Below are 14,768 nucleotides of genomic sequence, written 5' to 3' on the forward strand. Positions count from 1 at the left end.
GCTGCGCCGGTCGCTTCGCGGGATGTCCCCGCTTGAAGCCCGGATCGACCTCCAGATGCTGCAAGACAGCTGGCGCACCTCGCCCAGCTCGCTGGTCGGCCAGGCGGTGGCGCTTGTGGCCCTGTTGTGGATCGTGCGCAGCTGGCCGCTGGCGACCTGGACGTGGCTGCTGCCCGGTCTGGGCCTGATGCTGCTCTGGACGGGCGTGGCGCTCGCCTCCAGGCACTTCCGCCGCTTCGGCATCGCCCGCTCGGGCTATGGCCGCTGGCGCATGGGGCTGTTGGGCTGGCATGCGCTGCAAAGCCTGCTGTGGGGCATGCTGGCCGTGGGGCTGCTGGGCGTGGCTGGCCTGGAGTGGCGCCTGACCCTGGTGGCCGGCGTGATCGTCTACGGCTACACGTTGATGCTGGTGACCGTGCACGATTGGGGCGCGGCCTTCACCGGCAGCGCCCCCCTGATGGTGCTGACCACCGCCAAGCTGCTGGCCATGCGCAGCTCCAGCGCGACCTACCTCGCGCTCGTGCTCGTGGTCTCACTGGTGACCTGTCTGGCCGTGTCGCTCGGCATCAGTCGCCGGCTGCGCGAAGGCATGCTGCTGCGCCACGAGAACGCCGATCTGGTGCTGCAGTTGCGCGATGAGATCAACAAGGTCACCCAGGCCAAGGCGCGCGCTGAACAGGCCGACCAGCAAAAGAGCGAGTTTTTCGCCTCGGCCAGCCATGATCTGCGCCAGCCACTGCATGTGCTGGCCTTGCTGACCAACGCGCTGCGCGGCTGGGTGGAGCCCGAGCACGGGCGCCCACTGCTGGACAAGATGCAGACGGCGCTGGCCTCGATCAGTGGCATGTTCGAGCGCATGTTCGACCTGGCGCGTCTGGATGCACAGCGCATCGATTACCAGACCGAGGCACGGCCGCTTGCGGAGCTGTGGCACAAGCTCGACCCCGAGTTCTCGGTGCTGTGTCAGCACAAGGGCCTGACCTGGCAACTCGAACCAACAAGTGAGTGGGTACTCACAGACCCGCACGTGCTGGAGCGCATCTTGCGCAACCTGTTGAACAACGCGGTGCGCTACACCACGGAGGGCACCGTCCGGCTGCGCGCTCGGGCCCGCGGGCCCTGGGTGATCTGCCAAGTGTGGGACACCGGCATTGGCATCGACCGCCAGCACCGCCACCGCATCTTCGAGGATTACTTCCAGGCCAGCAACGCGGGACGCCTGAGCAGCGAGGGCCTGGGCCTGGGGTTGGCCGTGGGCGGCGACTGAGCCTGCTGGGCCCCACCCCCGTGCGCGTGCTGTCGCGCAAGGGGCGCGGCTCGGTGTTCTCGGTGCGGCTGCCAAGGCTGGTACCGGTGGCCCCGGAGGCCACCCGTGCGCTGGCCGAAGTCGAGGCCGGCCACACATCCGCATCCGCATCCGCGCCGTCACGCACCCCGACACCGCCCCCGCGATCCGGCCCCGGCGTCGTCGTGCTGATCGACGACGATCCTGCCGTACGCGAAGGCACGGCGCTGGTGCTGGCGCAGGCTGGCTGGCTGACTGCCGCAGCAGGCACCCCGGACGGGGCTGTCGAAGCCGTCGCCAGCCTGCAAGCTCGTGGCGAGATGCCAGAAGGCGACATGCCGGTTGCGCTGATCAGCGACCACCGACTGGGCTTGCCGATCGACGGGCTGGACGTGCTGCGCAGCCTGCGCTACGAGTTTGGCGACGACTTGCCTGCCTTTCTGATCACCGGCGACACGTCCGTCGCGCTGGCCGAGCGCGCGCGCACCGCCCGTGTGACCGTGCTGCCCAAACCCGTTCAGGTGACGCAACTGACCGAGGCACTGGCCCACATCAGGCATGATGACGGGCATGAGCAACGCGACTTCTCTCCCGACCTCTCACCCCAGCGCACCGGCCATTGAGATGGCCTTCATCGGTGGCGGCAACATGGCCACCGCCATCATCGGCGGCCTGCTGCGCCAGGGCCGCGCGGCCGCCAGCATCCTGGTGGTCGACCCCTCGCCTGAACAGCGTGCCCGCCTGGCGGCCGACCTGGGCGTGGTGTGCGCCGACGCGCCGGACGCCCGCCTCGGCCAGGCCCGCACGGTGGTGTGGGCCGTCAAGCCGCAACAGTTCAAGGCCGCCGCGCAGGCCTGCGCCACGCTCACCGGCCAGGCGCTGCACTACAGCGTGATGGCCGGGCTGCGCACCGACGACATGGCACGCCTGCTGGGCAGCGCGCGCATCGTTCGTGCCATGCCCAACACCCCGGCCCTTGTGGGCCAAGGGATGACCGGCCTGTATGCCCGGCCGGAGGTCGGCGACGCCGAGCGCGCCAACATCGAGGCCATGGTGCAGCCCACGGGCCAGGCCATGTGGGTGGCCCAAGAGGCCGACCTCGACGCCGTGACGGCCGTGTCCGGATCGGGCCCGGCTTATGTGTTTTTCTTCATCGAAGCCATGATGCAGGCCGCGCAGGACATGGGGCTGAGCGCCGAGCAGGGCCGCCAGCTGGCACTGGCCACCTTTGCTGGCGCCACGGCGCTGGCGGCGCAGTCCGCCGAACCCCCTGCCGTGCTGCGTGAGCGCGTCACCTCGAAGGGCGGCACCACCTACGCCGCCATCAGCCACCTGCAGCAGGCCAATGTGCAGGCCAGTTTTGTGGCCGCCATGCGCGCGGCCCAGCGGCGCGCCGCCGAACTGGGCGACGAGTTCGGCCGCTGAGCGACGGCCCCTCGGGGCTCGACTCGGCGTAACGCCGCTCAGTTGAGCCAGGCGGGTAAGGTGGCTTCGGCCGCCACGCCCAGCCACACCGTCATGCCCAGCCAGTGGTTGAGCCGGAAGGCCTGAAAGCAGGCCTCGCGCGCGCGGCCACGGATCAACCAGCCGTGGTACAGCGCCTGTGCGCCTGCGGCGGCGAGCCCCAGGGCGTACCAGCCGCCATTCAGCCCCATCTGAATGCCGGCAATCGCCCAGCAGCCGATGCACAGCGCATAAAAGGCCATGACACCGGCGACATCGAAGCGGCCCAGCGTGATCGCCGACGTGCGGATGCCAATCTTGAGGTCGTCGTTGCGGTCGACCATCGCGTACTCGGTGTCGTAGGCCAGCACCCAGGCCAGGTTACCCAGCAGCAACCAGCCCACCACGGCCGGCACCTCGCCTTGCACTGCCGTGAACGCCATTGGGATGCCGAAGCTGAACGCCACGCCCAGCACCGCCTGCGGCATTGCGAAGAAGCGCTTGGTGAAGGGGTAGAAAACCGTCACGGCCAACGCGCCGAATGACCACAGAATGGTGGGTACATTGGTGGTGAGCACCAGCGCAAAGGCCACGAGCGACAGCGCCGCGCCCACGGCCAGCGCCTCTTTCACCGACAACCGACCGCTGGTGATGGGCCGCTGCGCGGTGCGGGCCACATGGCGGTCGACATCGCGGTCGGCGACATCGTTGACCGCGCAACCGGCGCTGCGCATCAGGATGGTGCCCGCGGTGAACACGCCCAGCAGGTGCCAGCCCGGGAAGCCCCCCGCCGCCAGCCACAGCGCCATCCACGTGGGCCACAACAGCAGCAGCCAGCCCTGCGGCCGATCCCAGCGGATCAGATCCAGGTACAGGGCCAGACGGTGCGACAAGCTCAGGGACACGGCAGGGGAAGCAGGCATGACGGGCTGGCATTATCGCGTCACACTTGACGCGTAAGCTTGTCGGTTTCCATCGTTGCCATCCTCACCTGCACGCCACCATGACGACCCTGCTGATGTACGAACGCGTTGTGCCCGTCAACCGCGATGCCCACCGCACCTGGCGCATCCGACCGGGCGCCCACAAGCTGGCCTTTGCCCGCGCCACCAATTCCGTGCTGCTGGCCGGCACCGAGTTGCCGCTGGCCGCGCTCGACTACCCGTGCGTGTTCGTGCAGGCCGACGAAGGCATCACGATGGTGGCTGTGATCGGCCTGCGCGACCACGAGAACCTGATGCTGGACGAGGCAGGCAACTGGGCGGCACACAGTTACGTGCCGGCCTTCGTGCGGCGCTACCCCTTCGTGCTGGCCACCGAAGCGGGGCAAGACGCGATGACCGTCTGCCTGGATGAGGCCTTTGAAGGCTTCAACTCCGAGGAGGGCGAAGCGCTGTTCACCGCCGAGGGCGAGGAGACGCCCTACCTGGCTCAGCTCAAACAGTTCCTGCTGGCCTACCACCAGGACATGACGGCCACGGCGCGCTTCGCCACCCGCCTCAACGAGCTGGGCCTGCTGGTGGATCGCAGCATCGACGCCGACCTGGCCGGCAACAAGCTCACGCTCAATGGCTTCAAGGTGGTCGACGAGGCACGTCTGCGCGCGCTGTCGCCCGAAGTGGTCCACGAACTGTTCAGCTCAGGCGCACTGGGCTGGATCCATGCCCACCTGCTGTCGCTGAACAACGTGACCCGGCTGGGGGCACGGCTGGCGCAGCGGCTGCAGGCCGACGCACCGCCGGCCACAGGCCCGGTGCACTGAGCCCATCAGGGCGCCGATGTGGCTGCAGCGGCCTGCGCCCCGGTTTGCGCCTCGGTGGCCCAGCCACCGCCCAGCGCCTTGTAGACGGCGATGTGGGCCTGCTGGCGGGCCAGTTGGGCGCCGATCAGTGCCTGCTGTGCAGCAAACAGCGCGCGCTGTGCATCAAGCAGGTCCAGCTGGCTGGCCACGCCCGTTTCATAGCGCAACGTGGACAAACGCAAGCGCGCGGCCTCGGCTTCGGCCTGCGCGCGTTGGGCGGCAGCCTGCTCGGCATAGCTCTGACGCGCCACCAGCGCATCGGCCGCCTCGCGGAAAGCGCCCTGGATGGCCTGGTCGTACTGCGCCACGGCAATGTCGCGCTGCACCTCGGCCACGGCCACATTGGCACGCGCCCGGCCCGCATCGAAGATGGGCAGGCTGATCGAGGGGGCAAAGCTCCATGCGCTGCGGCCGTCGTCAAACAGGCCCGACAGCGAATCGCTGACCACGCCGGCGCTGGCCGTCAGCGCGATGCGCGGAAAGCGGGCCGCGCGGGCCGCTCCGATGTTGGCATTGGCCGCCAGCAGGGCCTGCTCGGCCTGGGCGATGTCGGGACGCTGCAGCAACACCTCGGACGACATGCCCACCGGCAGCTCGGCCAGATCGGGCCACAGCGCGGCGCTCACCCACTGCTGGGACTGCGCCTGGGCCTGCGCCAGATCGCCAAGCTGGCCGGCTGCAGGCAGCGGAGGCAGCGTGACCGCGGGCGGCAGCGCCGATTCCGGCACGGCGGTGCCCACGAGCACTTGCAGCGCGTTCAGATCCTGCTGCCACTGGCGCTGCGCCTGCGCGCGCGCCACACGTGCCGCCTCGACCAGCGACTGCGCCGAGCGCAGCTCCAGCTCGTTGAGCACGCCGTTGTCAAACTTGAGCTGCTGCAGGCGAAGCGAGGCCTGACGGGTCTCCAGCGTCTGCTCGGCCAGGGCGAGCTGCCAGCGGTCAGCCCACAAGGTGTAGTAGGTGCTCGCCACGGCCGACACCAGGCTGTTGTGCACAGCGCGGCGATTGGCCTCAGAGCCCAGCACCTGTGCGGCGGCGGCCTCGGTCAGCGCGCGCACGCGCCCGAACAGATCGAGCTCGAAGGCCGAGACGGTGATGCCGCCATTGACCACGGTGCTGATGTCATAAGGCGGCTGCGCGCTCGGCTGGCGCGTGCCGCTGATGACGGCGTTCAGCGTGGGCAGGCGCTCGGCCCGCTGGATCTGATAAGCCGCCTGCAGGCGGTCGATGTTGAGCGCGGCCACCCGCAGGTCGCGGTTGTGCGCCAGCGACAGGCGGATCAGCTGCTGCAAGCGCGGATCGGGGAAATAGCGCGTCCAGGGCACATCGGCTACCGACATGGCCGCAGCTGCTGCGCCCGCCGTGCCATCTTGTGCCACCACCGGGGTCGCGCTGGGCAGGCGGTCAGGCACGGCCATGGCGGGCCGCTGGTAGTCGGGTGTCACCGCGCAGCCGGCCAAGGCCGCGGCTGCCAGCACAGCCATCAGCGCGCCAGGGGCACGACGGGCCTCACGCTTGGGATGATTCATGAGCAGGCTCCTGGGTACGGGGCTGGGGGCGGCCAGGGAAGACACGCCGCACCACCACGAAAAAGACGGGAACGAGAAAGACCGCCAGCAAGGTGGCCGAGATCATGCCACCCATCACGCCGGTGCCGATGGCACGCTGGCTGGCAGAGCCCGCGCCCGAGGCAATCACCAGCGGCAGCACGCCCAGGATGAAGGCCATCGACGTCATGATGATGGGCCTGAAGCGCAGTCGACAGGCCGTGATCGTGGCCTCCATCAGGCTCATGCCCTTGTCCTGCAGTTCGCGCGCGAACTCGATGATCAGAATCGCGTTCTTGGCCGACAGGCCGATGATGGTGATCAGACCCACCTTGAAGAACACGTCGTTGGGCAAGCCCCGCAGATTGGCGCCCAGCACCGCGCCCAGCACGCCCAGCGGCACCACGAGCAGCACCGCAAACGGAATGGACCAGCTCTCGTACAGCGCCGCCAGACACAGGAACACCGCCAGCAGCGAGAAGGCCAGCAGGAATGCCGCCTGGTCGCCCGAGAGGCGCTCTTCGCGTGACAGCCCTGTCCATTCCACGCCGATGCCGGCCGGCAATTGGGCCGCCAGTGCTTCCATCTCGGCCATGGCCTGGCCGGTGCTGTAGCCCGCCGCCGCATCGCCCGAGATGCGCATGGTGGGATAACCGTTGTAGCGCACCGCCTGCATCTGGCCCGTCACCCAGCGCGTCGTGGCAAATGCCGACAGGGGTACCGGCTGACCCGCACTGTTGGGCGCCGTCATGCGCAGCACCTGTTCGGGCTGCATGCGGTCTTTGGCATCAGCCTGCACCACCACACGCTGCATGCGACCCTCGTTGGGGAAGTCGTTCACATAGGTCGAGCCCAGGCCGGACGACAGCGTCGCATTGATGGCATCAATGCCCACGCCCAGTGCCTGCGCGCGGTCGCGGTCAATGTCGATCTGCAACTGCGGGGCGTCTTCCAGACCGTCGGGCCGCAGGCCGGTCACCACCTTGCTCTGGCCAGCCATGCCCAACAACTGGTTGCGCGCGGCCAGCAGCGCCTCGTGCCCCAGTCCACCCCGATCCTGCAGACGCAGCGAGAAGCCGGTGGCGTTGCCCAGTTCGCGGATGGCCGGCGGGGCCAGCGGAAAGATGAAGGCGTCGCGAATGCCCATCAGCGCCCCAAACGCACGGCCCGCCAGGGCCTGGGCCGACTGCCCCTCGCCGGTGCGCTCGGACCAGTCCTTCAGCGTGACGAAGGCCAGCGCAGCGTTCTGCCCCGTGCCAGAGAAACTGAAGCCCACCACACCAACCATCGACTCGACCTCGGGTTGCTTGAGGAAGAAGCCTTCGACCTGCTTGATCACCTCTTCCGTGCGGTTGGAGGTGGCGCCCGGCGGCAGCTGGATATTGACAATCAGGTTGCCCTGGTCTTCATTGGGCAGGAAGGACGTCGGCATGCGCATCGCCATCCAGCCCATGGCCGCCACGATGGCCAGATAGACCAGCATCATGCGGCCGCTGCGCTGCAGCAGACGGGTCGTCCAGCGCGTGTAGCCTTCCGTCGTGCGATTGAAGCGGCGGTTGAACCAGCCGAAGAAGCCCTTGCGCTCATGGTGGTTCGGGTCGGCCGGTTTGAGGAAGGTGGCACACAGCGCGGGCGTGAGCGACAACGCCAGCAGCGCCGAAAACGCCATGGAGGTGGCCAGCGACAGGCTGAACTGCCGGTAGATGTTGCCCACCGAGCCGGCGAAAAAGGCCATGGGGATGAACACCGACACCAGCACCACGGTGATGCCAATGATGGCCCCGCTGATCTGGCCCATGGCCTTGCGCGTGGCCTGCAGCGGCGGCAAGCCTTCTTCGACCATGATGCGCTCGACGTTCTCGACCACCACGATGGCGTCGTCCACCAGGATGCCGATGGCCAGTACCAGACCGAACATGGTCAGCACGTTGATCGAGAAACCCGCCACCAGCATCACCCCAAAGGTACCCAGCAACGCCACAGGCACCACCAGCGTCGGGATCAGCGTGTAGCGGATGTTCTGCAGGAACAGGTACATCACGAGGAACACCAGCAGCACCGCCTCGAACAGCGTCTGCACCACCTGGCCGATGGACAGCTTGACGAAGCCGGAGGTGTCGTACGGCACGTTGTAGTCCATGCCCTCCGGGAAGAAGCGCTTGAGCGCGTCCATGCGGTCGCGCACGGCCTGGGCCGACTCCAGCGCATTGCCCGTGGGCGACAGCTGCAAGCCCATGCCCACGGCCGGCACGCCGTTGAGCCGCGCGTAGGTGCCGTAGGTCTGGGCGCCCAGCTCGATCCGGGCCACATCCTTGAGGCGCACGGTGGCGCCGTTGCGCTGCGCGCGCAGCACGACGTCGCCAAAGGCCTCGACCGATTCGAGCTGGCCCTTGACCACCACGGTGGCCGACATGGTCTGCTCGGACATGTTGGGCCGCTCGCCAATGCCACCGGCCGACACCAGCGCGTTCTGGGCGCGGATGGCGGCATTGACATCCGCAAAGCTCAGGCCAAAGGACTGCAGCTTGGCCGGATCCACCCAGATGCGCATGGCGCGCTCGGAGCCGAAGAGCTGCACCTGGCCCACGCCCGGCACGCGCTGCAGCTCCGGCACGATGTTGCGCGCGGCATAGTCGCCCAGCGCCACCGGGTCGTACGCCGGGTTGCTGGACGACAGCATCACGAACATCAGAAAGTTGCTGCGTGATTTGTCCACGCGCACGCCCTGCTGTGTCACCGCCGAGGGCAGGCGCGGCGTGGCGCGCGACAGGCGATTCTGGATGTCGACCTGGGCCAACTCCACATCGGTGCCGGTTTCAAACGTGACCGTGATCTGGGCCTGACCGTTGGCCTGGCTGACCGACTCCATGTAGGCCAGACCGGGCGAGCCGTTGAGCTCTTGCTCGATCACGCTGACCACCGTCTCGTCCAGCACGCGGGCCGACGCACCGGGGTAGGTCGCGGTGATCACGATGGCCGGAGGCGCCACCGTGGGGTATTGCGACACGGGCAGCTGGGTGATGGCCACCCCGCCAAACACCATGATGAACAACGCGATCACCCACGCGAAGACGGGGCGGTTGATGAAGAACTGGGCCATGGCCTGCCCCTTAACCTTGCGCGGCAGACGCAGCGGAGGCAGCCGGGGCCGCGGGCGCGGAGGCGGCTGGCGGCGTCCACGGCACCGGCTTGGCCTTCATGCCGGGCGCCATCAGCTTCTGGAACCCATCGACCATGACCTGTTCGCCAGCCTTCAGGCCGTCAAGCACCACCCAATCGGTGCCCTGTGACTGGCCCAGCTTGACCGGCCGCACGCTGACCGAGCCGTCGGCCGCCACCACGCGCACCGTGTCACCCGAGCCCTGCCGGCTGACCGCCTGTTGCGGGATCAGGAAACCGCCTTCGGCCCGACCCTGCTCGATCTGCACACGCACATACAGGCCCGGCAGCAGGGCGCCCTGCGGGTTGGGCACTTCGGCGCGCAGGCTGACCTGGCCGGAAGCCGGATCGACGGTCAGGTCCGTGAACAACAGGCGGGCGGGCTGGGAATACAGCGAGCCGTCTTCCAGCCGGATGCGCACCTGGGCGCCCGAGGCACCGGCCGACTTGATCTGGCCAGCCGCCATCGCGCGCTTGAGCGCCATGACTTCGGAGGCCGACTGCGTGATGTTGACGTAAAGGGTATCGGTCTGCTGGATCACGGCCAGCTGCGTCGCTTCGCCCTGACCCACCAGCGCGCCCTCGGTGACCAGCGCCCGGCCGATGCGACCGCTGATCGGCGCACGCACGGCTGCGTGGTCAAGCTGAATGCGCGCCTGGCGTACGGCCGCCTTGGCCGCAGCCACCTCGGCCTGCGCCTGACGCTGCGCCACCTGCGCGTTGAGGAATTCTTGCGGGCTGATGGCCTTCGCTTCTTTCAGCGGCTCGTAGCGGGCCAGCAGTGCCGCGGCCTGGGCCTGCTGTGCCTCGGCACGCGCCTGACTGGCCAGCGCGCTGTCCAGGGCGGCCTGGTAGGTCGCCGGATCGATCGTGAACAGCGACTGGCCCGCCTTGACCAGCCCCCCTTCGGTGAACAGCCGCTGCTGCACCACGCCCGCCACCCGCGCCCGCACCTCGGCCGTGCGGATGGGCTCCAGACGGCCGGGCAGGTCGACCAGCAGCGGCACGCTCTGCGCCTGCACGGTGACCACGCCCACCGGCACCGCCGGCGGGCCACCCGCGCCTTGTTGCGCGGCAGGCTTGTCCGAGCCGCTGCAGCCGGTCAGCAAAGCCGCCGCCAGCGCGCACAGCGCCAACACGCCGATGGCGTCACCCGTCCATCCCCACGACCAGCGGCGCGATGCGGGCTGGCGGGCTGGCTCTGCCGCGGCATGGTCAGGAGCAGCCTCGAAGACATCAAGGGACGGGCGCAGGTTGGGCATGGCGGTATTCCGACTTATTCTGATTTCGGTAGAATATACATACACGCTTGTATGTATCTTGTGACCTCGGCAGCAATCCCGACTGAAAAGCAAGGACAATCCCGTCATGCGCCGCACCAAAGAAGCCGCCCTGCACACCCGCGAAGCCCTGCTCGACGCGGCCGAGGCCCTGTTCGCCGAACAGGGGGTGTCGCGCACGACCCTGCAGCAGATCGCCGAGCGCGCTGGCCTGACCCGCGGCGCGGTTTACTGGCATTTCGAGGACAAGGCCGCGCTGTTCAACGCGATGATGTCGCGCACCACACTGCCGATGGAAGAAGCGCTGCAGGGAATGGGCGAGGCGCCCGAGCCGCCGCTGGATGTGCTGCGCCGCCTTGCCGAAGACGCCTTGCGGCGCATCGCACACGACCCGCGCACACGACGCGTGTTCGAGATCGCCACCCACAAGGTCGAGTATGTGGATGAGTTGGCCGCCGTGCGCGATCGGCACCTGCAAGTCCAGACGGGCTGCCAGGCGCACATCCTGGACTGCTTCCGCCGGGCGCAGGCGCTGGGTCACATTCGCCCCGACGTGGACTGCGCGGTGGCAGCACTGGCCCACCACGCCCAGATCGACGGCCTGATCCAGATGTGGATGCTCCACCCCGCGCGCTTTGATCTCGTGGACATGGGGCTGCGCAGCCTGGATCTGTTTGTCGACGGCCTGCGCATGCGCTGATCAGGCCCGGGCGACCAAGCCGTCGGAGCTTTCGTCCAGCCCTGCATCTTCCTGCAGGTGGCGGTCGTCCGCCCACGACAACATGGTGAACCCCTGCGGCGTGAACAGCAGGCGGTTGATGGTCGCGTTGGTCACGGCCCAACTGCGCGGCACCGACAAGCCCACACCGTTGGCGGCACGATAAAAGCAATCGAGCACGCCACCGTGGGCCACCAGCGCGATGGTCTGACCGGCATGGGCAGCCGCCAGGCGGGTGGCGGCATCCAGGCAGCGCGCGTAGAAGGCCTGCAACGTCTCGCCACCGGGCGGGCCGAACTCGGGGTCACGCGCGCGCCAGCGGCGCGCACCCTCTGGCCAACGCGCGGCGATCTCATCGTGCGTCAGCCCCTCCATCTCGCCGAAGTGGCGCTCGCGCAATGCCAGATCGGGCGTCACCCGCACACCATTGGCCGCGCCGATGGCCAGCGCCGTGTCGTGAGCACGCTGCAGGTCGCTGCTGTAGACGGCGGCCAGGGGCTCGTCGGCGAGGGCCGCCCCGAGTCTTGCCGCCTGCCATCGGCCCTTGTCGTTCAGCGGGATGTCGATGTGGCCCTGGATGCGGGATTCGCGATTCCAGGCCGTCTCGCCATGGCGGATGACCAACACGCGGGTGATGTCTTGCTGCATGACGGGATCATGCATCAGCCATGCTGCACTGCACAACCCCGATTCAGACGCCCCAGACGATGGGCCGGTTTTCAGCCATGGCGCGCTCGATCATCCGGATCAGGGGCCAGGCCCGCTGCCGCAAGGTGACCGGCTCGTCGGCGAAGGCCGTTTCGCGTGCCACGGGCTCGTCATCTTCCTCGCCCGCGAGCTTGTCCACCGGCAGGGCCCGCGGCTCGGCCGGCTCATTGCCCGTCTCGGCGTCGTGACTGGCGGCCTGCAACGTCGCCAGCGCGGCGGCCATGTCTTTCGGCTCAAGAATGCCAGGCTCGGACGCCGTCTTGCCGATCATGCCAAGCAAGGCCTCGGCTGAGGCGTTGAGCATGACCAGATCCGCGGCCGCTTGCGATTTGAAGGTAACAGGCATGCGACCAGTTTAGCGCGCAGGGCCGTCGCCCGCCGGTGCAAGCCCCTCACGGGCTCAGGCGTTCCTGCTCCAGCCAGCGCGCGGCCTCCAGGCGATCGACCCAGCGCTCGGCCACGTTGTCGAGTGTCACGCGCCCGATGCCGGCAAAGGGCTCCAGGCGGGCCAGGGTTTCCTTGGGACGGTCGCTGCGGTACAGCTCGATGGCATCCCGCCCCACCTGATAGAGCTGCTGGTTGCGCTTCTCAAGCACGGCCTGGGCCTGGGTGCTGCGCTCCAGCCGCGCGCGCACGGCGGCCAGCGTGCGCTGCTGCTCGGCCAGCTCGGCGGCCTGGGCAGCCTGCTTGTCCTGGGCGGCGGCCAGTTCGTCCTTCACGCGCTGCAGTTCGGCTTCCAGTTCACTCACGCGGGCCTGGGCCGCGCGAGCCTGGGCCTGCGCGCCCGCCACGCGGCTGGCTTGCGCCCGCGAGCTCGCCTCAGCAGCCTGCTTGTCGCTCATCAGCTTCGCCTTCTCGGCATCCAGTGCGGCCTTGTCCTGCTGCAGGGTGGCAGCTTCCTGCTGCGCAGCGCGCAAGGCTTGCTGCGTTCGGCGCAGGGCCTCTCGTTCGCGGCTGCCCTTGTCCTGCGCCTGGGCGGGCTGCATCAGCGCCCCTGTCAGCAGCACACTGGTCAGCAGGCCGGTGAGCAGGGCACCCAGGGCGGCAGTCAGACGGGTATCACGCATGGCGGGCCTCCTCAGAAGCGGGCGTTGAGTTCAAGCTGAATCACATCGATGCGCTGGCGGGCGCTGCTGAGGGTGGGCACCTGCTGGCCGTCGATCGTTTCGGTGCGGCCGTCTGTCAGGTTGCGGGTACTGGTCACGCGCAGGCCGACCGATGTGCGCGGGCCGATGAAGTAACTGCCGCCCAGGGTCCAACCGGTGTAGTTGGTTCCGCCCAGATGCCAGGTGGTGTCGGTGAAGGCATCCACCCAGGCGTCGCGTTCGAAATGGCGCCAGCCCAGATAGGCCGACCAGTCGCCACGCAACTCCTGCTTGGGCGAGCCGATCTGCAGGCGGGCCTGCCAGGCAGTGGTTTTCTTCGCCAGGTCGATGTCGGCGCCCGGTTGCGCACGGCGACGGATGTCGGCCAAGTCAAAGCCGGTGTTCTCGATCACGTCCACGCTGCCGCGCACGTTGAGCCCTTCCCAGCCCTGGTAGGTGTAAGCCAGGCTGAGCGTGAGCGGACGGAACCTGCTGGCCAGGCCCCACACGGGCGCGACGGCCGTACCACCCACTGCCTGCGTGCGGCTCTGATTGATGCGCACGAGGGTGTTGCCTCGCTGGCGCACAGCACGCTTGTACTCGCTGCCCAGGTAGCTCGAATCTGCCGAAGCAAAGGAGCCGACATCGTTGGGGTAGCGTGCGTCGAAGCGACCCTCGATGTGACGGAAGTCGTAGTAGCCCAGCCCGATGTCGAACTGCGCGTTCTCAGCCGGCTTGAACTGGGCCCCCACCTGCGCGCCATACAGCCAGCTGTCAGAGGTGTCGCTCGCAAACTCGATCAATGGGAAGGCGCCTGCCGTCACGAACACCTTGTTGGCGTCGTTGAAGGCATGGCTGGCCTTGACTGCCGCACCGTCGAAGTTGATGTCGTCCGGCCAGATCAGGTCGCCGCCAAAATAGGGGCTGGCAAAGCGCCCGGCCATGGCGGTGATGTCGGGTGTGTAGGCCTGCCACTGGATCCAGGCGCGGTCCAGCTGCACGCTGTACTTGCTGAAGTTGCCGTTGCTGCCGCCCAGGGTCTGCGAGGTGGACACGGCCTGGGCGTTGCCCGTGCTCAGGCGCACACCGGCCTTGAAGCCATAGGCCAGGTCGCTTGTCAGCCCGAAGCGGGCCCGCAGCGTCATGCGGTTGCGGCGGTCTTGCGTGTTGGTGAGGTCAGGCGACCAGGCCAACGGACCTTCGAAGGCCGGGTCGTTCTGATACGCAAAGCCGAAATCCTCAGCAGCCGACACGTTGCGCTTGTCCCAGTCCTCCGACTGATACCGCACCCGCACATCGCCTTCCAGCGTGATGCGGTTGAGCCAGGAGGGCAAGGCGCCGGGCTGGCCCCAGCGCTCGGTTCGGGCCTGGGCGAGCACCTCCTGCTTGATCTCGTCACGCATCTGCTGGCGCACCGTCTCGGGCACATAGGGCACCCGGATCACGCCGGGCCGGCGTTCGCTCCCCGCTTCGGCCGGCGTGGGGGGCATGGGGGCCGCAGCCGCCTGTGCGGATTGGCGCAACAGCTGATCGGCCTTCTCCTGCGACAAGAGGCCGCCATCGACCAGTGCCTTGATCAGGTTGAGCGTGGTGGCGCGCAGGCGCTCCAGCTCGGCGCGCTCGTCAGCGTGGGCCTGCAGCGGCACGAAGGCGCAGCACAGGGCGGCTGCGGCCGCCGCGGTGGCCGTGGCAGGGCGAAGGCGGAACATCAGTCGGGACAACGTGGGACGCATGGTGGTCTT

General features: G+C 68.3%; 13 protein-coding genes. 5 read left to right on the forward strand and 8 right to left on the reverse strand.

All coding sequences use genetic code 11. From position 1 onward, the window contains the following. Positions 1-22: 22 nt before the first annotated feature. The 3 genes from GTZ97_RS08930 to proC are packed head-to-tail and all read left to right on the forward strand — an operon-like array spanning position 23 to position 2,710. The gene (locus GTZ97_RS08930) at positions 23-1,267 is read left to right on the forward strand and encodes a sensor histidine kinase (RefSeq protein ID WP_161650235.1); all 1,245 of its coding nucleotides are present in this window, start codon (positions 23-25) and stop codon (positions 1,265-1,267) included. 26 nt (positions 1,268-1,293) lie between these two features. Continuing rightward, positions 1,294-1,908, forward strand: a complete 615-nt coding sequence (locus GTZ97_RS08935) for a response regulator (RefSeq protein WP_161650236.1) — start codon at positions 1,294-1,296, stop codon at positions 1,906-1,908. Beyond that, positions 1,856-2,710 carry a pyrroline-5-carboxylate reductase gene (gene proC / locus GTZ97_RS08940; protein WP_161650237.1) on the forward strand — a complete coding sequence of 285 codons (855 nt, stop codon included), beginning with the start codon at positions 1,856-1,858 and terminating at the stop codon, positions 2,708-2,710. The genes GTZ97_RS08935 and proC overlap by 53 nt, the downstream gene beginning before the upstream one ends. Positions 2,711-2,748: 38 nt before the next feature. On the opposite strand, the gene ubiA is transcribed toward proC, so the two are convergent. After that, positions 2,749-3,651, reverse strand: coding sequence for a 4-hydroxybenzoate octaprenyltransferase (gene ubiA / locus GTZ97_RS08945; protein ID WP_161650238.1), 903 nt, complete (start codon positions 3,649-3,651; stop codon positions 2,749-2,751). An 80-nt stretch (positions 3,652-3,731) separates the two neighbouring features. On the opposite strand from ubiA, the gene GTZ97_RS08950 reads away from it, so the two are divergent. Next, positions 3,732-4,490, forward strand: coding sequence for a SapC family protein (locus GTZ97_RS08950; RefSeq protein ID WP_161650239.1), 759 nt, complete (start codon positions 3,732-3,734; stop codon positions 4,488-4,490). A 5-nt stretch (positions 4,491-4,495) separates the two neighbouring features. Here GTZ97_RS08950 and GTZ97_RS08955 read toward each other — a convergent pair whose 3' ends face one another. Genes GTZ97_RS08955 through GTZ97_RS08965 form a run of 3 tightly spaced genes read right to left on the reverse strand, consistent with a single transcriptional unit; the run spans position 4,496 to position 10,497 of the window. Then, positions 4,496-6,058 carry a TolC family protein gene (locus GTZ97_RS08955; RefSeq protein ID WP_201748219.1) on the reverse strand — a complete coding sequence of 521 codons (1,563 nt, stop codon included), beginning with the start codon at positions 6,056-6,058 and terminating at the stop codon, positions 4,496-4,498. Continuing rightward, a complete protein-coding gene (locus tag GTZ97_RS08960; RefSeq protein WP_161650240.1) occupies positions 6,039-9,176 on the reverse strand; it encodes an efflux RND transporter permease subunit in 3,138 nt (1,045 codons plus the stop codon). The genes GTZ97_RS08955 and GTZ97_RS08960 overlap by 20 nt, the downstream gene beginning before the upstream one ends. Positions 9,177-9,186: 10 nt before the next feature. After that, entirely contained in the window at positions 9,187-10,497 is a 1,311-nt protein-coding gene (locus GTZ97_RS08965; RefSeq protein WP_161650241.1) for an efflux RND transporter periplasmic adaptor subunit, read from the reverse strand. A gap of 106 nt (positions 10,498-10,603) precedes the next feature. Here GTZ97_RS08965 and GTZ97_RS16970 point away from each other — a divergent pair, with 106 nt between their 5' ends. Further along, complete coding sequence (locus GTZ97_RS16970; protein WP_161650242.1) at positions 10,604-11,215, forward strand: TetR family transcriptional regulator; 612 nt, start codon at positions 10,604-10,606, stop codon at positions 11,213-11,215. On the opposite strand, the gene GTZ97_RS08975 is transcribed toward GTZ97_RS16970, so the two are convergent. From GTZ97_RS08975 to GTZ97_RS08990, 4 genes are read right to left on the reverse strand one after another with little or no spacing between them, the layout of a single operon-like run. After that, positions 11,216-11,881: a histidine phosphatase family protein gene (locus tag GTZ97_RS08975; protein ID WP_236651098.1), complete on the reverse strand. Its 666-nt coding sequence runs from the start codon at positions 11,879-11,881 to the stop codon at positions 11,216-11,218. It abuts the gene before it with no gap. A gap of 43 nt (positions 11,882-11,924) precedes the next feature. Beyond that, positions 11,925-12,287 (reverse strand): DUF1840 domain-containing protein, encoded by a 363-nt coding sequence (locus GTZ97_RS08980; protein ID WP_161650244.1) that lies wholly within the window; start codon positions 12,285-12,287, stop codon positions 11,925-11,927. 46 nt (positions 12,288-12,333) lie between these two features. After that, the gene (locus tag GTZ97_RS08985) at positions 12,334-13,008 is read right to left on the reverse strand and encodes a hypothetical protein (protein WP_161650245.1); all 675 of its coding nucleotides are present in this window, start codon (positions 13,006-13,008) and stop codon (positions 12,334-12,336) included. Between the two features lie 11 nt (positions 13,009-13,019). Continuing rightward, a complete protein-coding gene (locus tag GTZ97_RS08990; protein WP_161650246.1) occupies positions 13,020-14,759 on the reverse strand; it encodes a putative porin in 1,740 nt (579 codons plus the stop codon). Between the last annotated feature and the right edge of the window lie 9 nt (positions 14,760-14,768).

The sequence above is a fragment of the Aquabacterium fontiphilum genome (genome assembly GCF_009909205.1).
In the GTDB taxonomy this organism is placed as follows: domain Bacteria; phylum Pseudomonadota; class Gammaproteobacteria; order Burkholderiales; family Burkholderiaceae_C; genus Aquabacterium; species Aquabacterium fontiphilum.